Source organism: Paraclostridium bifermentans (genome assembly GCF_964259345.1).
Lineage (GTDB): Bacteria > Bacillota > Clostridia > Peptostreptococcales > Peptostreptococcaceae > Paraclostridium > Paraclostridium bifermentans_B.
The window spans coordinates 103,174-124,024 of sequence record NZ_CAXVJR010000008.1; the positions used below are offsets into that span (position 1 = coordinate 103,174).

Below are 20,851 nucleotides of genomic sequence, written 5' to 3' on the forward strand. Positions count from 1 at the left end.
TTATATTACCATAGTATAGACATTAAATTTTTAGAGGGGGTGTTTTTTTGAGTAATATATTTACTCTAAATGATGAAAATAAGAGATTTTATAAGCTATTAATTTCACTTTGTATTCCAATAATAATACAAAATCTTATATCAACTTCAGTAAATGTTATAGATACTGTTATGATTAGTAGTTTAGGAGAAACCTCTGTTGCATCTATCGGTGTAGCTAATCAATTTTTCTTTTTATATAATATGACTTTGTCTGGATTAACAGGTGGAGCTGGTTTATTTATATCTCAATTTTTCGGGAAAAATGATATAAATAATATAAAAAAAGTTACTGGTTTAAATGTTTTATTAGGAATAATACTTGGTTTATTATTTTTTATACCGGCTTTTTTCTTCCCTAAATTAATAATACACTTTTTTTCATATGACCCAGATGTTATAAAACTATGTATTGATTACTTTGGTATAATAGCATTTTGTTATCCTTTAATTGCTGTAAGTACAGTTTTTAGCATGGGTTCTAGAAGTGTTAGAAATCCAAAATTAGGTATGATTTGTAGTGCAATTGCTCTTATAAGTAATATAATTTTAAACTACGGCTTAATTTTTGGTAATTTAGGCATGCCTGCTTTAGGTGTTAAAGGTGCAGCAATAGCAACTGTTATAGCTAGAATAATTGAGTTTTCATTATTAATTGGCTATGTTTATTTTGCTAAAAAAGATTATATATTAAAATTCAACTTAAGTAATATAAAAGATATTGATAAATCATTCATAAATTCATTTTTTGCTAAAAGTACTCCAATATTATTAAATGACACTGGATGGGCTATAGGAACTGTTTTATACTCAGTTGCTTATTCTAAAGCAGGTACTTCTGCTATCGCAGCTAGTCAAATAGCTACTAGTACAGGAAACTTCTTTATTATGACAGCTGTATGTGTTGCCATTGGTGCATCTATTATGCTTGGTAATGAACTTGGTGCCGATAACAAAGAAATTGCTATTGATTATGCAAAGAGATTTTCTAAAATTGTATTTGTTGTAGGTACAATATTTGGTATACTTCTTATATTCAATATACCTTTATTACTTAAGATGTTTAGTGTAACTGATAGTCTAGCTCCTGATATAATAAAAATATTTATTATAATGGGACTTCTTATGGGGCTTAAATCTTTTAATACACTTTTAATTATAGGTATACTAAGAAGTGGTGGAGATACGAAATACTCTCTATTCTTAGAGTTAGGTTGTATGTGGTTAGTTTCATTACCACTTACATTCATATTTGCTGTAAAAGGAGCTCCAATTTATGTTTTAGTTCTTCTTACTTATTCTGAAGAAATTGTTAAGTTTATATTTGGGGTGCCTAGAGCATTATCTAAAAAATGGGTTGCAAATATTGTAAAAGAAATTAACTAATTTTTAGTTATTTTAACAAAAAAGCTCTGCTTATAATTTATAAGCAGAGCTTTTTTATATTATTATAATATTTTATCTAAATTAATTACTTCAAATGACTTAGGTTTTAATTTTAAATTTTTTACTTTATTACATAAATTTTCAATAGTATCAAATTCTATATATTCTTCGCTTTCTGATCTATTTATTAATATTAAAATTCCATCTTTATATTCACTTTCAATATATCTAATGTATCCAAATACATTTGTGTTTTCCAACTTTAAAAACTTTGTATCCCCTTTAATTAAAGTTTTATTTGTATTTCTATACTTAGTAATGTCTTTATAAAAATTTAATATATCCTTATCTTCATTTTTCCAAGGATATGTTCTTCTATTATCTGGATCTTTTTCTCCTAAAAGTCCTGCTTCATCTCCATAATAAATATATGGAACGCCTTCAAATGTCATTTGTGTAGCAACTGCTAATTTAAATAGTTCTTTATCTTCATTTAATTCTGTAATTATTCTTCTAGTGTCATGAGTTCCTATTAAATTCAAATTAGACTTAAAGGCTTCTTTTGGATAATTTTCTTTTACTGTCATAAACTTATTATATGCATCTATAGAGTCTATCTTATGCGTTAAAAAATCGATTAATATATTTTTAAATACATATCCTGTGACTCCATTTAACTGATTTCCTAAAAGATACTTTCTTCTTTCTTCATAGCTAACTTTATTTGATGCATCTTCCCATACTTCACCTATCAGTATAGATTCTTCATCTATTTTTAAAGTCTCACTTTTTAATTCTTCTATAAATTCAGTTGGAAGCTCATCTACTACATCTAATCTCCAACCTTTAACTCCATAATTCATCCATTTTTTTATTACACTATCTTTATCTTTTATAATATAGTCAATATATGATTTTTCCATTTCATTAACATTTGGGAGTGATTTTACTCCCCACCAACAATCATATTTTTCTGGATGATTCTTAAATTTATACCATTGTATATATGGAGATTCTAGCGACTGGTATGCACCTAATGAATCATAATTTCCATATTTATTAAAATATATACTATCATCACCTGTATGACTAAATACTCCATCAAGTATAATGTTTATACCCTTTTTACTACATTCTTCAATTAATTTTTTAAATGTTTCTTCATCTCCAAACATAGAATCAATTTTTTTATAATCTCCAGTGTCATACTTATGATTACTTTGAGACTCAAATATAGGACTTAAATATATTATGCTTATTCCTAAATTTTTCAAGTAACTTAATTTATTAATTACTCCTTTTAAATTCCCTCCATAAAAGTCCCATCTAACTACTTCATTATCATTGTTTTTTATATACATAGGTGTATCTTCCCAATTTGCGTATATAAAACTGTTTTTTTTAGGATTATTTATTTTTCCAACTTTATTGAATCTATCTACAAATATATGATACAAAACACCTTCTTTAAACCACTTAGGGCTTTTTATTCCTTTACTAACTGTAATCTGATATTTGTTAATATCATTTAAATTTAAATAAACTCTACACTCTCCATTTTCATGATTTTTACCATAATATCTAGTTTCTATATTTCCATTTATCTCTTCTTGAGTTTTAAAGTAATAGAAATAAATATTTTTTTCAGCTAAATAATATTCAGCTAAATTAAATATATTATTTTGTATTTTTTTCATTGGTATTTCTTCTATATATTTTTCATCAGCTTCTACGATTAACCATACATCTTTTACATTATCCCTAGCTGTTACATTCAAATTTAATTTTTCTCCTAATTCTAATGCTCCGAAAGGTTTTTTAAAACTTTCTACCCAAGAATTATATGTTATACTCATTTGCTCCCCCACCTTTTATCTCTTAGATAAATTATTTTTATACCATATATCCTTAGCATATTCACTTATAGTTCTATCTGTTGAAAATATTCCTGAATTAGCTATATTTATTAAAGACATCTCATTCCAATGATTTCTATCTTTATATAATTTATTTATTTTTTTCTGAGCTTCTATATAATTTTCAAAATCTCTTAATACAAAAAATTCATCATTATATGTTATTAACGAATTATATATTTGCCTTCCTTCTTCTCGTATATTTGGTATAAATCCATTTACTAAGTCATCTACAACTCTTTTTATATAAAAATTATTAGAATATATATCTGCAGATGAATATCCCCCATATTTGTTGTACTGTAGAACTTGTTCTGCTAACAATCCAAATAAAATTATATTTTCATCGCCTACTTGTTCATAAATCTCTACATTAGCACCATCCAAAGTTGCTATAGTTATAGCTCCATTCATCATAAACTTCATATTACTAGTTCCTGATGCTTCTTTTGTAGTTGTAGATATTTGTTCACTTACATTTGTAGCTGGTATTATTCTTTCAGCTAAGGAAACTCCATAATTTTCTATAAAAACTATCTTTAATTTATTATTTATGTTTTTATCATTATTTATTTTATGAGCTAATTCATTTATAAATTTAATAACACATTTAGCAAAATAATATCCTGGTGCTGCTTTTGCTCCAAATATAAAAGTCCTAGGTTGTATATCTAAGTTTGGATTATCTAAAAGTTCATGGTATAGATGAAGTATGTGAAGTGCATTCATAAGTTGTCGTTTATATGCATGTAATCTCTTTATTTGAACATCAAAGATAGAATTCGGGTCTACTAATATCCCGTTTCTATCTTTTATGATTTTAGCTAAATCATTTTTATTATCTAACTTTATTTTTTCCAATTTTTCTAGTGTGTTAATGTCATTTTTATATTCTTCTAGCTTTTTTAATTGTGTTGTATCTTTTTCCCAATCATTTCCTATAAGTTGAGTTATAAAACTGGATAATCTAGGATTAGACAACATTAACCAACGTCTATGGGCTATTCCATTAGTCTTATTATTAAATTTAAATGGTTCATTTTCATAAAAATCTCTTAAAACCTCTTTCTTTAATATTTCTGTATGAAGTTGTGCAACTCCATTTACACTGTAACTTCCAATTATACTTAAATTTGCCATGTTAACATTATTATTTGATATTATAGACATTCTATCAATTTTTTCATTATTATCTTTATATTTACTAGTTAATTCTTTTAATTGTCTTTTATTTATTTCCTCTATTATCATATAAATTCTTGGTAATAAATCTTTAATCATATTTATTTGCCACTTTTCCATAGCTTCCGCCATTATAGTATGATTTGTATATGATATAGATTTTTTAGTTATTATCCAAGCTTCATCCCATCCAAGTCCTTCTTCATCCATAAGTATTCTCATAAGCTCCGGAATACACAATGATGGATGAGTGTCATTTATATGAATTGCTACCTTCTCATGTATTTTTTTAATATCTATTTTATTTTTTTTACATTTTCTTATTATATCCTGTATTCCTGAGCTAACTAAAAAGTACTCCTGTTTTAACCTTAATATTTTCCCTGCATCATTAGAATCATTCGGGTACAATACTTGTGATATTTCATCTGCATAATATCGATATTGCAACGCATCATGATAACTTCCATAGCTATTTCTGCAATCTTTTAATATAGGTTCAAAATCTTTTCTAGGTATATCCGATTTAAATAATCTAAGCGTGTTTATATGTTTATTGTTGTATCCTATTATTGGTATATCATAAGGAACAGCCATTACAGGAATATAATTTTTATGAATAGGTTTTAATCTACCATTATATTCAATAAGTTCAATATTACCTCCAAATTTAACTATAAGAGCTTTATTAGGTCTTACAGTTTCCCATATATACGATTCTTCTTTTAACCAATTATCAGGAACTTCTATTTGGTGCCCATTTACAAATTTTTGTTCAAATAAGCCATATTTATATCTTATTCCATATCCATGTCCGCTTATATTAAGAGATGCCATAGAGTCTAAAAAACATGCTGCTAATCTTCCTAGTCCTCCATTTCCTAATGCAGGATCAACTTCTGCTTGAATTAATTCATCTAAGTTTATATCCATATCATTAAGAATTGATTTAATTTCTTTCATTATTCCTAAGTTTAAAAGATTTGATTCTAATTGCCTTCCCAATAAAAATTCTATGCAAAAATAATACACTTCTTTTTCTTTATTAATTCTACTTTCTTTCCATACATTAGCTACTTTATTTTTTAAAACTGTAACTAATGTATTTAGTAATTGCTCACTATTAGCTTCGCATATACTTTGATTATATAAAAAATCCATTTGCCTTTTAAACTCGACTTTAAATTCTTCTCTATTTATGAGAGTCAATGTCCCCCCTCCTTTTTATATAGTCATCTCATTATATGTTTCTATATATGTTTTTGCCGACTTATCCCAGCTGTTATCTGTATTCATAGCACTTTTAACTAATTTATACCAATCATCTTTATTATTCTTATAAAGATCTACTGCCGACTTAATACAATAAAACATCTCATGAGCATTATAATTTTTAAAACTAAATCCATTACCTTCTCCATTATATTTGTTATACGGTATAACTGTGTCTTTAAGTCCCCCAGTTTCTCTAACTATAGGTATTGACCCATATCTCATAGCTATCATTTGTCCTATTCCACAAGGTTCAAATAAAGATGGCATTAAGAACATATCTGATGCTGCATAAATTTGTTGAGCTAATGCTGCATCAAATGTTAGTATTGCTGCAACTTTACTAGTATATTTCGATGAATAATAATTTAGCATAGATTGATATTGCTCTTCTCCAGTTCCTAAAACAACTAGTTGTAAATCTTCCCCTATTATTTCTGGCATCATATATGAAATCAAATCTAACCCTTTTTGAGAAACTAATCTAGAAACTATACCTATCATAGGTATATCCTTATTAACTTCTAATCCAAGAATTTTTTGTAACTCTAATTTATTATTTACTTTATCTTCTATGGAATTTAAACTGTAATTACATACTATATTTTTATCTTCTTCTGGATTGTTAACTTCATAATCAATTCCATTTACAATTCCCTTTAACTTATGGTTATTAGCTTTTATTAATCCATCTAAACTTTCTCCATAGTATTTTGTCTGAATTTCATTTGAGTAAGTCGGGCTTACTGTACTTACCTTATCTGAATATACTATACCTGCTTTCATAAAGTTAATCGCACCATAGTATTCAATATATCCTTCATCTAAATACCACCTAGGTATAGCTAATACATCATCTATATTTTTATTAGAAAATACACCTTGATACTGTAAATTATGTATAGTATAGATAGTTTTTATATTAGTATATCTTTCATCTTGATTATAATGTTCTTTTAAAAGTAACGGTATCATACCCGTATGCCAATCATTTAAATTCATTACATCTGGGTAAAAATCTATTCTTTTTAATGATTCTAATACTGCATTACTAAAGAATGTAAATCTTTCTGCATCATCTTCATATCCATATAAATATGCATATTCACCTTCTCTCTTAAAGTAAAACTCATTGTCTATAAAATAAAATATTACTCCATCTAACTCTAGTTCTAATAACCCACAATATTGATTTCTCCAAGCTACATTTACGTTAAATACTGCAACTTTTTTCATTTTATCTTTTAAATACTTAGGTATATTAACGTATTTAGGCATAATAACCCTTACATCAACACCTTCTTTTTTTAATGCTTTAGGAAGTGCATAAGATACATCTCCTAATCCACCTGTCTTTGCGAAAGGCCAACATTCGGCTGTAACAAAAAGAACCTTCACAATATATCCCCCTCTATATACTCACATTTTTTTCTAATACTAATGGTAAATTTATATCTCCCTTTAACTCTTTCCCGTCTGATATACATACATTTTTGTCCAGTATAACATTGTCTAATTTAACATATTCCTTTATAATTCCATTTTGCATAACTATAGAATTTTTAATAACTGCTCCTTTTTTCACATGAACTTTTCTAAATATAATACTATCTTTTACTTCCCCTTCTATTAAACAACCTGTTGCCACAAGTGAATTTCTTACATTCGATGTTTCAGTATATAAAGTTGGTTGTTCATTTTTTTCTTTTGTATATATTTTTCTTTCCGAGTAAAATAATTCACTAGCTATATAAACATCTAATAAATCTTTATTAGCCTGAAAATAAGAACTTGTAGAGTTTATACACTTTAGATATCCTTCATATTCATATACTCCTACGTCTATCTTATCTAAACTTTCAGCTATGCAATCTTCTATACAATTGTATTCTCCTTTTGATACAGCTGAATATATAATATCTATAAATAATTCCTTTTTCATTATATACATTTCCATAGATATATTAGCTTCTGTTTCTCTTCCTATATTAACTCCCATACTTGAAATTTTATTTTCCTCATTTATATTCAATACAGTTGTTCCTAAAAAGTCTTTATCTGCATTATTTATATTTTTATAAATTATAGTTATTTTATTTTTTGATAGCTTATGATAATCAAGTGCTTTTTTGTAATCTATATTACAAATCATATAACTTGGAGATACAAGTACATACTTTTGTTTACTTTTTTCTATATAGTCTATATTTGAAAATATATTTTTCAAATCTCCTCTTTTTACTGTATGGTAAATATTTTTTTTCGTATTCTCTGGACTAAATACAAATAGTCCATCATTTTTAGTAGATAAATCCCAATGACTTCCATTGCCTAAATGATCTGTTAATGATCTATATTTTTGATCTGAAAAAATACCAATATTTTTCATGCCTGCATTTATCATATTGGATAATGTAAAATCTATTATTCTATACCTTCCACCAATTGGAATAGATGCAACTACTCTTGAACCAGTTAGCTCTTTCAAATTGTCACCTTTTTTATTTATGTTAATAATCCCCATGCATTCCTTATTCATAAAATTAATCCCCCTATACCAATTCCATAGATATCACTTCAAATTCCGATACTACACTTATATTTCCATCTTTACTAGATATATTACTATCATCTTTTATAACTGCACATTCTCCTATCATAGCTTTCTCTATAACTACATTTTTACCTATCCTTGCCCCAGACATTATTATAGAATCTTTTACAACACTACCTTCTTCTATAATAACATCATGTGATAAAATAGAGTTTTCAACGGTTCCTAATACTCTACATCCATCTACTACTATTGATTTTTTCACCTTAGCATCTTTACCTAAATATTGGGGAGGCATAGCCATTGTATTTGTATAAATTCTCCAATTTGAATCATTTAAGTTAAATCCATTATTATAATCAATCAAGTCCATATTTGCTTGCCATAAACTTTCTATAGTCCCTACATCTCTCCAGTATCCATTAAATTCATAAGCATACATATTTATATTATCTTCCAACATTTTAGGGATTAAATTTTTTCCAAAATCTATATATGTTTCTTCTGACTCAAAATAATTTTTTAGTGTTTTCCAATTAAATATATAAATTCCCATAGATGCTAAGTTACTCTTAGGTTTTTCTGGTTTTTCTTCAAATTCATATATACTTAAATCTTCTTTGGTATTCATTATTCCAAATCTACTCGCTTCATCCCAGTCAACTTCCATAACAGCAATTGTAACATCAGAGTCCTTAGCTTTATGTTGTTCTAACATGTCACTATAGTCCATTTTATAAATATGGTCTCCTGATAATATCAATACATATTCTGGATTGTAACTATCTATATAGTCCATGTTTTGATATATAGCATCTGCAGTTCCTTTATACCAATTGCCTTCTTTTTCCTTCATATATGGTTGAAGTATTGATAATCCCCCATTTCTTCTATCTAAATCCCAATGACTTCCTATACCTATATGTGAATTTAATAACAGTGGTCTGTACTGAGTTAATACTCCAACTGTATCTATTCCTGAATTTGAACAATTGCTTAAGACAAAATCTATTATTCTATATTTACCTCCAAATGAAACTGCTGGCTTAGCTATATTTTTAGTAAAAACCCCTAATCTTGATCCTTGGCCACCTGCTAAAATCATAGCTATCATTTCTTTTTTCATCATATACTACTAATCCCCCTAATAAAGTTAAACTTCTATTTAATATTTATATTTTTACCTTTTATAAATACTGCTCCCAATGGTGGAACTTTTATATTTATAGAATATTTTTTATTATGCCAATTTACATCTTCTGTTTTTAAAATTATACCTTCCATTGTTTGCCCTGACCCATAATACTTATTATTATCACTATTAAAAATTTCTTCATATTCTCCTTTATATGGCACACCTATTCTATATTCATCGTAAACTACCGGAGTAAAATTCATTACCCCTATTATAAAGTCTTCTTTTTTCTTTCCTTTTCTCATTATAACTATTACGCTTTGATTAATATTATGTGGATCTATAAAATCAAATCCTGAATGATGATAATCTATCTCATACATAGACTTTTCACTTTTATAAATATGATTTAAATTTTTAACATAATCTTTAAACTTACTATTAGGTTCTTTAGTTAATAAAGTCCATTCTAATCCATATTCAAATCTCCATTCTAAATCTTGAGCAAATTCATTTCCCATAAATAACAGTTTTTTTCCTGGATGTATCATCATATAAGCATACAGTAATCTTAAATTAGCAAATTTTTGCCATTCATCTCCTGGCATTTTATTTAATAAAGATTTTTTACCATGTACTACTTCATCATGTGATAATGGAAGTATAAAATTTTCTGAAAATGCATACATAAATGAAAAAGTTATAAGTTCATGATGATATTTTCTATAAATAGGATCCATCTCCATATACTTTAACGTATCATTCATCCAACCCATATTCCATTTATTATCAAATGCTAATCCTCCCTTATAAGCTGGTCCCGTTACCATTGGCCATGATGTTGATTCCTCGGCTATTATAATTGGATTTTTTATTTCTTTATGTATAACTTCATTAAACATTTTTAAAAATTCTATAGCTTCAATATTCTCTCTTCCACCATATTTATTAGGCTTCCAATATCCTATATCGTAATCCAAATATAGCATACTTGATACAGCATCCATTCTAATACCATCTACATGAAATTTTTCCAACCAAAACACAGCATTTGAAATTAGAAAGCTTTGTATTTCAGATTTTCCTAGATCAAAATGTGCAGTACCCCAACCAATATTTTCTGATTTTGTTTCATCTTCATATTCAAATTGATTAGATCCATCAAACTTATATAATCCATGGTCATCTTTACAAAAATGACTATATGCAAAATCAAATATTATTCCTAAACCTTTATTATGACATTTATCAATAAATTTCATTAGGTCATTAGGGGATCCATATCTACTTGTAGGACTATAGTATCCTATACTTTGATAACCCCATGACATATCTAATGGATGTTCTGTTATCGGAAGTAACTCTATATGTGTATATCCCATATCAGATACATAATCTATCATTTCATATAAATCTTCATAACTAAAGAATTCTCCATCCCATTTTCGTTTCCAAGACCCTAAGTGAGCCTCATATATATTCATTGGTTCATCAATGTAAGAAACTTTATTTTTTCTTTCTATCCATTGTTTATCATTCCATTTATAATCATCAATATCATAAACAACAGATGCTGTACCTGGCCTTTTTTCAGATAGAAATGCATAGGGATCGGATTTCAACTTATTTTTTCCACTTTTACTTACTACATTATATTTATATATCTCTTTATCCATGTTTTTGGGTATAAATATATTCCATATTCCACTATCATCTATATTAATCATAGGATGTGAATTTTCATTCCAATTATTAAAATCACCTACTAAAAACACTTCTTTTGCATTAGGTGCCCACAATGTAAACGTCATACCTTCTATTCCTTTTAACTTAACTCTATGAGCTCCCATGAATTCATAGCTTCTATAGCTATTCCCTTCCTTAAATAGCCCTATATTGTAACTATTTATAATATCTTCGTAATTTTTCAATCTAATACCCCCATTAAAATTACATCTTTAGTTATAAGCAATAAAATATTTCAAACACATATTTTAATTATATATTAACTTGTGGTTTACTTTATAAAGTATTCATCCAAAAATTTCTTTAATATTTAATATAATTCACTTGTATTTAACATATTTTTTCAATTAATTACAGCAATGTAAATTTATTCTTATATAAAATATTTTTTTAATTCTGCTTAATTTTAAAATTAAATTTTTTTATAAATTAAAATAGACTAGAAGATATATAAAATATCTTCTAGTCTATTTTAATTATTGTCCTATTTTTAAATTAGGAACTGCATTTAAACTCATATCATGAATTTTTCCATTTATATAATTGTAATATCCTGCACATCCTATCATAGCTGCATTATCTGTACATAATATAAGTGATGGATATTTGACTTGTATATCTTCTTTTTTAGCCATTTCTGTTAATTTAGCTCTTAATGCAGAGTTAGCTGCAACTCCACCTGCTAGAGCAATAGTCTTGTACCCTTTTTCTTTTGCTGCTTTTATTGCTTTAGTAGATAAAACCTCTACTACTGCTTCTTGGAATGATGCTGCTACATCTTCAACAACTATTTCTTCATTTTTCATTTTCTTAGCATTTAAATAGTTTAATACGGCTGATTTTAAACCACTGAAACTAAAATCATATCCTTCATCCATACATGCTCTAGGAAAATCTATAGCTTTTTTATTTCCTGTTTTAGCTAATCTATCTATTATAGGCCCACCTGGGTATCCTAAATTCATAGCTCTTGCTATTTTATCAAATGCCTCTCCCGATGCATCATCTTTAGTTTTTCCTAAAATTTCATATTTTCCATAATCTTTAACTTCAACTAAGTGAGTATGTCCACCTGATACTATTAAAGTTATAAATGGAGGTTTTAGATTTTTATCTTCTATGTAGTTTGCACTTACATGCCCTTCAATATGATTTACACCTACTAAAGGTATATCTAATGTATATGCTAATGCTTTTGCATAAGACAATCCTACTAAAACAGCTCCTACTAATCCTGGTCCACGAGTTACTGCTATATGATCTATATCATCAAATGTTACATTAGCTTCATCTAAAGCTTCTTGTACAACCATAGGAATATTTTCTATGTGTTTTCTAGACGCAACTTCCGGAACAACTCCACCAAATTTTTTATGTAACTCTATTTGAGTAGATATTATATTACTTAAAACTTCTCTTCCATTTTTTAATATAGAACAAGCTGTTTCATCACAACTTGATTCTATTGCTAATGTTATTATATCTTTTTTCATATTACACCTCTTTTAATTGGCTCCACATTATCATAGCATCTTCTTTGTTATCGCTATAATATTCTTTTCTTATACCTGCTAGTTTAAATCCATATTTTTTGTATAAGTTTTGAGCTACTGTATTTGAAACTCTTACCTCTAATGTCATAGCAAATATATTATTTTCTATGCATTTACTTACAAGATGCTTTATAAGTTTATCACCTATTTTTAATCCTCTATAATCACTGTGAACTGCAACATTAGTTATATGACCTTCTCCTGCAATAAACCATATACCTACGTATCCCACAATCTTATTATCTATTTCTGCTACTAAATATCTAGCAACATCATTTTTCATTTCTTTTTCAAATTCACCTTTTGACCAATAATGCTCAAAGCAGTTTTTTTCTACTTCAAAAACACCATTTACATCATTTATGTTCATATCCCTTATAACTAAATTCCTATTTTCCATTTTCTAACCTCTTCATTTTTTCTTCATATTGAACTTCTGCTTGAGATTTTCTTATATACATAGGATTTATAGTATAACAATTATGAACATCTATATCCTTATTGTATTTCATAGCTCCAAGTGCACATAAGCTACTTGCTTTACTTACATTGTTAGATACTGATGCTATAGAAATATTTTTTACTTCTTCTAACTTTTCTCTATATAAAGATACAGCTTCTCCAACTAATATAAATTCTTCATTAGAGTTAGATAACTCTTCTATTAGTTCATCTATTGTAACAACTTTTATGTCTTCAACAGTTTTAAATTCACTACCTTCAAATTTATACTTACCTGTATATACTTGATTTCTTTGAGCATCTAATATAGAACATATTGTTTTATCACAAAGATTCATGTTAAATGCTAATGATTCTAATGAGTTAACTGCAACTATAGGTAGATTTCTAACTTGAGCTATAGCCTTCGCTGTTGCCATAGAAATTCTTAAACCTGTAAATGACCCTGGTCCTATACATATAGCAATTACATCTATATCTTTTATATTTAAATCACTTTCTTTTATCATTGATTCAATCATTACCATTAGTTTTTGTGAATGAGTTTTTTTAGTATTAACTGTATACTCACAAATTAATTTTTCATCTTCTATTATACATACTGTTGTTGAATGAGTAGCAGTATCTATTCCTAATATTTTCATTATTTAACCAACTCCTTAACTAATTCTTCATACTTTTCTCCTTTTGGAGTTAATATCATTTCTCTTCCTGTTTCTTTATAGTTCATTTCTATGTATAAATATTCTTCTGGAAGTATATCTTCTATTAAATTAGCCCATTCAATTATGCATACTCCATCTCCATTTATATACTCATCAAATCCGATGTCATACATTTCATCACTGCTTCCAATTCTATAAACATCAAAATGATATAAAGGCATTCTTCCTTCATATTCATTAACTATTGTAAATGTAGGGCTTGTTATGTAATCATCTACCTCTAACGACTTAGCTAAGCTTTGAGTCATTGTAGTTTTTCCTGCTCCTAAATCTCCTATTAAACAAATTACACTCTTAGGAGTTAAAAGTTGCCCTAACTTATATCCAATTTCTCTTGTTTTTTCTTCATTTTCTAAATATATTTTAATCATCTATAATCATCTCCATAAATAAGACTTATCTATTTTATTAATGTAACAGATATTATTATATTATAACCATTTATTATTATAAAGTCCTTAGATTGACAAAGTTTTTATTATATGACATTTCTTTTAGGTTTTATGGTAATATTATCTAGGGTAAAAAAAGGGGGGAATTTAGTTTGAATTATAAAATTCTTACAAATGACGATTATACTGATATACTTGATATATCAAAAAATATTTGGGATGGTACTGACTATTTGCCTAAAGTATTTCATAAATGGGTAAATGATAAAAACGGCTGCTTCTTAGGATTAGTAAAGAATGATAAAGTTGTGGCTTTAGGGAAATATACTATATTACCAGATGGTCAAGGATGGTTAGAAGGGCTTAGAGTTCATGTTGATTACAGAGGTCAACAGCTTGCACATGCAATAGCTGATATGTTATTCAATATAGCTAGAGAAGACTTACGAAATGGTAAAATAACTAATATCGCAATTTGTACTCATAAAGATACTAAAGCAAGTATAAAAATGGTTGAATCTAAGAACTTTAAGTTTACACAAAGTTGTATGGTACTTTTTAAAAATTCTGATGGCCTTATTGAAAATATAGATATAAATAGTTTTAATATAGAAACTTGGAATATATCATATGAAGATTTTAAAAATCTTAATTACTTTAAAACTTGCAATAATAAATTAATTTCTGGATTCACATATTTAAATTTATGTGAAGATGTATATAATGATTTAGTAAAAAATAATTCACTATTAATAATAAATGGGCATAAGTGTATAGTTACAATGAAAGCATGTCCTTCTATAATTTGTATAGATAACTCATTTGAAGGTATCAATGATGCTACAAATTATGCTTTATTAAAATCTAATGCAAAAGAAGCAGAAATATATATACCTAATCCAAATGATAATCTTGTTAATTTACTTAAAAATAATAAATTTGAGTCTATGTCAGATTTTGAAAAAGACTGTGTATACTACGTTTATAAAGAATAGTACTTTTTATAAAAATTAATATAAAAAAAATTAGCATGTAAATATTTATTATATTATTTACATGCTAATTTTTTTATAATTTACTTTTTAAGTAAAACTTCCATCTTTTTATATAGTGGTAATGTTATTAATGATATTAAGGTTGCTTTGACTAAATTAAATGGTGCTATCATCCAAATAACAAAGCTTCCTAAATCAGTAACCTTTGGATTTATCACATTCCCCATATTTATTATAGCTTCCATAGGCATTATTTTCCCATAAAACGGTAATAGCATATAATAGTTAGTAAGACATCCTACTATAACCATAGCTATTGTTCCTAAAACAAATCCTATTAACAGTCCTTTTAGATTCTTTTTATTTCTATAAACCAAAGAAACTATAACTACATACGATCCACCTATAAGTAAATTTGCAATCTCTCCTATCCATGCAGTTGTAGATGCTGTCATAGCTTGGAATAAATTTTTTATAAATACTATCATAAATCCAGCAAATGGTCCTAAAGCCATTCCTCCAAATATAGCAGGAACATCTGATATATCTATTTTTAAAAAGTCTGGGAATAACCCCGGCATTGGCATTGATATGAACATAAGTATATACGATATAGCTGATAATATAGCTACCTTTGTCATAGTATTTGTAGACATCACCCTATGTTTTTTTATTGTATGTTGCATTTTATAATACCTCCTAATTTTTATTAGGAAAAATAAAAAGCCCGAAGAATCTCTTCGAGCTTAGTTTTTGATTATATAAAAAATAAAATACATTTATTTTTAAATTTTATAACATATACTAATCCTCTCTCATCCAGACTTTACTGTCGGCCTTGGAATTTCACCAAGTCATGCCACGTAAGTGGCTCGCGGGCTATACCGCCGGTAGGGAATCTCACCCTGCCCCGAAGATTTATCGTGCTATTTAATTTTCCTTATATTTATATATTATAAACTAATTATAGTTATGTCAATAATTTAATTAAACAAATTAAACTATTTGCTATATACAACTTTACCATCAATTATTGTATATAGAACATTACTTTGTATTTCTAATGGATTATTATCCCAAATAACTATATCTGCGTCTTTCCCAACCTCTATAGATCCTACTCTACTATCTATTCCTAATGTTTTTGCTGGATTTATAGTTATTGATTCTATAGCTTTATTAGAATCCATTCCATGTTTAACTGCTATACCTGCACATATAGGTAAATAGTGAAGTGGAATTACCGGATGATCTGTTGTTAATGATATATCCATACCTGAATTTGATAATATTCCAGCTGTATCAAAAGTTAAATTTCTTAACTCTATTTTTGACCTTTCAGAAAGGGAAGGTCCTACTACAACTGGATATCCTTCTTCTACTAAATCTTCAACTATTAAATGACCTTCTGTACAGTGATCTAATGTAAGTTTTAACTTAAATTCTTTTGCAATTCTTATTGCTGTAAATATATCATCAGCTCTATGAGCATGAACTTTAAACGGTACTTCTCCTTTTAATACAGGAAGTAAACTTTCCATTTTTATATCATAATCTGGCTTTTCATTTTCATCATCTTCTTCATGAAGATGTATTGCCTCTAAATATTCTTCAGCTTCTTTTAGCGTCTCTCTTAACATTGCAGCTATTGCCATTCTAGTTTGTGGAGCTTTTTCATCTTGTCCATAGCAGCTCTTTGGATTTTCACCAAAAGCTATTTTAGAAGCTACAGGGTTTTTTATAACCATTTTATCTATTCTTCTGCCTACTGTTTTTATTGCTATACATTGTCCGCCCATAACATTAGCACTTCCAGGAGTTGAACAAACTGATGTAACCCCCCCATTTCTTGCCTCTTCAAAACTTCTTTCCATTGGGTTTATTCCATCTATAGGATTTAAGTGTGGTGTTATTGGGTCTGTTTCTTCATTTCCGTCTGCACCTTCAAATCCCATTCCATCTTCCCATAATCCTAAATGAGTATGAGCATCTATGAATCCTGGAAAAACTAAATTATTGTTAGCATCTATAATTGTTGCATCTAATGGCGCTACCAAGTCTCTTCCTATTTCTATAATTTTTCCATTTTCAATAAGTATATCTCCCTTAATCACTCCATTAGTGACTGTATTTATAATTCCATTTTTTATAAATAACATTTATTCCTCCTATATATTTTTAATATCTTTCATAGTTAAAGAAACTCTTTGTGTTTTCAAATCTACACCTATAACTTTAACATCTACTACATCCCCAACACTAACTACTGTCATAGGATCTTTTACAAACTTATTGCTCATTTGAGATTTATGAACTAATCCATCATTCTTTATTCCTATATCTACAAAAGCTCCAAAGTCAACTACATTTCTAATTGTTCCTTTTAAAACCATTCCTTCTTTTATATCTTCAATTTTTAATACATCAGTTCTAAGAACAGGTTTAATCCCTTCCTCTCTAGGATCTCTTCCAGGTTTCTTTATTTCTGAAATAATATCTTTTAAAGTTACTAGTCCTACTTCTAACTCTTCACTTAATTTTTCTATTCCTATAGCATCAACTTTAGAATCTATATCTTTTAAATTTCCATTTCTTACATCATCTAATGAATATCCTATTCTACCTAAAAGCTTTTTACAAGCATCATAACTCTCAGGGTGAACTGATGTGTTATCTAGAGGATTTTTAGCATCTGTTATTCTCATAAATCCTGCACATTGAGTAAAGGCTTGAGGTCCTAGTCTTTTTACTTTTTTAATTTGAGCTCTAGATGTAAAATCTCCATTTTCTTCTCTATATATAACTATATTTTTAGCTATTGATTTACTTATTCCAGCTATATGCTCAAGTAATGAATATGATGCTGTATTTAAATCAACTCCTACAGAGTTAACTGAATCTTCAACAACACCTCCTAAAACTTCTTCTAATCTTTTCTTATTAAGGTCATGTTGATATTGCCCAACACCTATACTTTTAGGGTCTATCTTTACTAATTCTGCTAATGGATCTTGTAATCTTCTAGCTATTGATATTGCTCCTCTTATAGATACATTTATATCTGGGTGTTCTTCATTTGCAAGCTCTGATGCTGAGTAAACTGAAGCTCCTGCTTCACTTACTATAGTATACTGAACATCTTTATCTATTTCTTTTAGCATCTCTGATACAAATTGTTCTGACTCTCTCGATGCCGTACCATTTCCTATAGAAATTATATCTATATCATATTTTTTTATTAAATTTTTTAAAGTTTTCTTTGCCCCATCAACATCATTTTGTGGTTTAGTAGGATATACAGTTGTGAAATCTAAAAGTTTTCCATTTTTATCTACTACAGCTATTTTACATCCTGTTCTATATGCAGGGTCAAATCCCATTACAACTTTACCATTAACTGGCGGTTGAAGTAATAACCCTTTTACATTTTGACCAAATACACTTATAGCTCTTTCATGTGCTATATCTGTTAAGTGATTTCTAATTTCTCTTTCTATAGAAGGAAATATTAATCTTTTATATGAGTCTTCTATAGATAGTTTTATTTCTTCTTCATTTACTTTATTGTTATTATTTATATAAGTATTTATTATGTGATTTATAACTTTATCATTGTTTATTTCTAGTTTAACTCTTAAAAATTCTTCTTTTTCACCTCTATTTATTGCAAGTACTCTATGAGGTGCCATATTCTTTACAGCTTCACTATACTCATAATACATATCATATACAGATTCTTCATCTTTTGTATTCTTAGTATTTATTACACCTTCTCTTAAAGCTAAATCTCTTATATATTTTCTTAGCTTTGCATCTTCTGATATAACTTCTGCAATTATATCGGAAGCTCCTTTTAATGCACCTTCTTCACTATTAACTTCTTTTTCTTCATTTATGTATTTTTTAGCCTCTAATTTTAAATCTATTTTTTCATTTAATATAGACATAGCTAGTGGCTCTAATCCTTTTTCTTTTGCTATAGTTGCTCTTGTTCTCTTCTTTTGTTTAAATGGTGCGTATATATCTTCAACTTCTTGAAGAGTTTTTGCTAGTTCTATACTTTTAACTAATTCTTTAGTTAGTTTTCCTTGTTCTTCTATTATTCTTTTTACATCATCTTTTCTACTTTGTAAGTTTCTTAAGTACACTAATTTATCATAAAATGCTCTTAGTGTAACATCACTCATTTCACCTGTCATTTCTTTTCTATATCTAGCTATAAAAGGTATCGTATTTCCTTCATCTATAAGTTTTATAGTATTTTCTATTTGTGAATCTCTTAAATTGAACTCTTCTTTTAATATTTTATTTATATCCATTTTAATTCCTCCTAAAATAAGGCTTAAGAATTAACTTCTTAAGCCTTATGTTTTATGAATTATTTATTTTAGTCATTTTTAAGTATTCATTTATAAATAAATCTATATTTCCATCCATCACACTATCTACATTCCCCATTTCAGCATTAGTTCTATGGTCTTTTACTAGTTTATACGGTTGGAATACATAAGATCTTATTTGGCTTCCCCAAGTTATTTGTGAGTATTTACCTTGTAATTCCTCGATAGTTTCCTTTTGTTCTAACTCTTTAAGTTCTATAAGTTTTGCCATTAACATCTTCATAGCAGTGTCTTTGTTGCTATGTTGAGATCTTTGATTTTGACATTGAACAACTACTCCTGTAGGTATATGTGTTATTCTTACCGCTGAGTCAGTAGTATTTATATGCTGACCTCCAGCTCCAGAAGCTCTGTAAGTATCTATTTTTAAATCTGAAGGATTTATATCTATTTCTATACTATCATCTAATTCTGGAATTACATCTATTGATGCAAAAGATGTATGTCTTTTTCCAGATGGGTCAAAAGGTGAAATCCTAACTATCCTATGAACGCCTTTTTCACTTTTTAAATATCCATATGCGTTCAGTCCTTCAATTTGGATTGTAGCACTTTTTATTCCTGCTTCAGGGTCACTTATTAAATCTAATGTTTTTACATTAAATCCTTTTATACCTGCCCATCTATCATACATTCTAAGAAGCATTTGAGCCCAGTCTTGAGCATCTAAACCTCCAGTACCAGCATTTATAGATAATATAGCATTATTTTTATCATAATCTCCACTTAATAAAGTTTTTATCTTAACTTTATCAATTTCTTCTTCTAGAGATTCTATAGCTATATTAACTTCTTGTTCTAAAGATTCATCATCTTCCTCTTGAGCTAATTCTATAAGAACTTCTATATCATCTATTGAATTTTTCAAATTATTAAACTCCTCAACAGTATCTTTTAAGTTCTTATTTTCTTGTAGTATTTTTTGAGCTTTCTCATTATCATCCCAAAAATCTTGTTCACTCATCATTTTTTCATTTCTAATGATTTTTTCTTTTAGACTAACAATGTCAAAGAGAAACCCTCAATTCATCTATATTTTTAGACATTTCTTCTATCTTATGTCTATACTCTTGTATATTAAGCATTTGTTACCTC

Annotated in this window: 16 protein-coding genes and 1 riboswitch; of the genes, 2 read left to right on the plus strand and 14 right to left on the minus strand. The window is 27.7% G+C overall.

The window, feature by feature from the left end:
- Positions 1-47: 47 nt before the first annotated feature.
- Positions 48-1,424 (plus strand): MATE family efflux transporter, encoded by a 1,377-nt coding sequence (locus tag ACEXNK_RS14855; RefSeq protein WP_373599864.1) that lies wholly within the window; start codon positions 48-50, stop codon positions 1,422-1,424.
- A gap of 62 nt (positions 1,425-1,486) precedes the next feature.
- Here the strand turns inward: ACEXNK_RS14855 and ACEXNK_RS14860 are convergent, their stop codons facing one another.
- The 10 genes from ACEXNK_RS14860 to tsaE form a co-directional block, all read right to left on the minus strand.
- Positions 1,487-3,280, minus strand: coding sequence for a glycoside hydrolase family 13 protein (locus ACEXNK_RS14860; protein WP_373599863.1), 1,794 nt, complete (start codon positions 3,278-3,280; stop codon positions 1,487-1,489).
- A 15-nt stretch (positions 3,281-3,295) separates the two neighbouring features.
- Positions 3,296-5,731: a glycogen/starch/alpha-glucan phosphorylase gene (locus tag ACEXNK_RS14865; RefSeq protein WP_373599862.1), complete on the minus strand. Its 2,436-nt coding sequence runs from the start codon at positions 5,729-5,731 to the stop codon at positions 3,296-3,298.
- 15 nt (positions 5,732-5,746) lie between these two features.
- Complete coding sequence (gene glgA, locus ACEXNK_RS14870; RefSeq protein ID WP_373599861.1) at positions 5,747-7,192, minus strand: glycogen synthase GlgA; 1,446 nt, start codon at positions 7,190-7,192, stop codon at positions 5,747-5,749.
- Positions 7,193-7,205: 13 nt separating this feature from the next.
- Positions 7,206-8,333 (minus strand): glucose-1-phosphate adenylyltransferase subunit GlgD, encoded by a 1,128-nt coding sequence (glgD, locus tag ACEXNK_RS14875; protein WP_373599860.1) that lies wholly within the window; start codon positions 8,331-8,333, stop codon positions 7,206-7,208.
- 13 nt (positions 8,334-8,346) lie between these two features.
- Positions 8,347-9,474, minus strand: coding sequence for a glucose-1-phosphate adenylyltransferase (locus ACEXNK_RS14880; RefSeq protein WP_373599963.1), 1,128 nt, complete (start codon positions 9,472-9,474; stop codon positions 8,347-8,349).
- A 35-nt stretch (positions 9,475-9,509) separates the two neighbouring features.
- Positions 9,510-11,414 carry a 1,4-alpha-glucan branching protein GlgB gene (gene glgB / locus ACEXNK_RS14885; RefSeq protein ID WP_373599859.1) on the minus strand — a complete coding sequence of 635 codons (1,905 nt, stop codon included), beginning with the start codon at positions 11,412-11,414 and terminating at the stop codon, positions 9,510-9,512.
- 291 nt (positions 11,415-11,705) lie between these two features.
- Complete coding sequence (gene tsaD / locus ACEXNK_RS14890; protein ID WP_373599858.1) at positions 11,706-12,722, minus strand: tRNA (adenosine(37)-N6)-threonylcarbamoyltransferase complex transferase subunit TsaD; 1,017 nt, start codon at positions 12,720-12,722, stop codon at positions 11,706-11,708.
- 1 nt (position 12,723) lies between these two features.
- Entirely contained in the window at positions 12,724-13,182 is a 459-nt protein-coding gene (rimI, locus tag ACEXNK_RS14895; RefSeq protein ID WP_373599857.1) for a ribosomal protein S18-alanine N-acetyltransferase, read from the minus strand.
- Positions 13,172-13,888 carry a tRNA (adenosine(37)-N6)-threonylcarbamoyltransferase complex dimerization subunit type 1 TsaB gene (gene tsaB / locus ACEXNK_RS14900; protein WP_373599856.1) on the minus strand — a complete coding sequence of 239 codons (717 nt, stop codon included), beginning with the start codon at positions 13,886-13,888 and terminating at the stop codon, positions 13,172-13,174. Before tsaB ends, rimI begins: the two co-directional genes overlap by 11 nt.
- On the minus strand, positions 13,888-14,340 hold the full coding sequence (gene tsaE / locus ACEXNK_RS14905) for a tRNA (adenosine(37)-N6)-threonylcarbamoyltransferase complex ATPase subunit type 1 TsaE (protein ID WP_373599855.1): 453 nt from the start codon (positions 14,338-14,340) through the stop codon (positions 13,888-13,890). The genes tsaB and tsaE overlap by 1 nt, the downstream gene beginning before the upstream one ends.
- Positions 14,341-14,513: 173 nt before the next feature.
- Between tsaE and ACEXNK_RS14910 the strand changes: the two genes are divergently transcribed.
- Complete coding sequence (locus tag ACEXNK_RS14910; RefSeq protein ID WP_373599854.1) at positions 14,514-15,356, plus strand: GNAT family N-acetyltransferase; 843 nt, start codon at positions 14,514-14,516, stop codon at positions 15,354-15,356.
- An 80-nt stretch (positions 15,357-15,436) separates the two neighbouring features.
- On the opposite strand, the gene ACEXNK_RS14915 is transcribed toward ACEXNK_RS14910, so the two are convergent.
- The 4 genes from ACEXNK_RS14915 to prfB all read right to left on the minus strand — a co-directional run bounded on the left by ACEXNK_RS14915 (position 15,437) and on the right by prfB (position 20,841).
- Positions 15,437-16,042 carry an ECF transporter S component gene (locus ACEXNK_RS14915; RefSeq protein ID WP_373599853.1) on the minus strand — a complete coding sequence of 202 codons (606 nt, stop codon included), beginning with the start codon at positions 16,040-16,042 and terminating at the stop codon, positions 15,437-15,439.
- A gap of 117 nt (positions 16,043-16,159) precedes the next feature.
- Positions 16,160-16,278, minus strand: a riboswitch (FMN riboswitch).
- Between the two features lie 79 nt (positions 16,279-16,357).
- Positions 16,358-17,515 carry an amidohydrolase gene (locus tag ACEXNK_RS14920; protein ID WP_373599852.1) on the minus strand — a complete coding sequence of 386 codons (1,158 nt, stop codon included), beginning with the start codon at positions 17,513-17,515 and terminating at the stop codon, positions 16,358-16,360.
- A gap of 9 nt (positions 17,516-17,524) precedes the next feature.
- On the minus strand, positions 17,525-19,675 hold the full coding sequence (locus ACEXNK_RS14925) for a Tex family protein (protein WP_373599851.1): 2,151 nt from the start codon (positions 19,673-19,675) through the stop codon (positions 17,525-17,527).
- Between the two features lie 52 nt (positions 19,676-19,727).
- A protein-coding gene (gene prfB / locus ACEXNK_RS14930; protein WP_373599850.1) for a peptide chain release factor 2 occupies positions 19,728-20,841 on the minus strand; the annotation gives its coding sequence in 2 pieces (ribosomal slippage) (positions 19,728-20,777 and positions 20,779-20,841; 1,113 coding nt in all).
- Between the last annotated feature and the right edge of the window lie 10 nt (positions 20,842-20,851).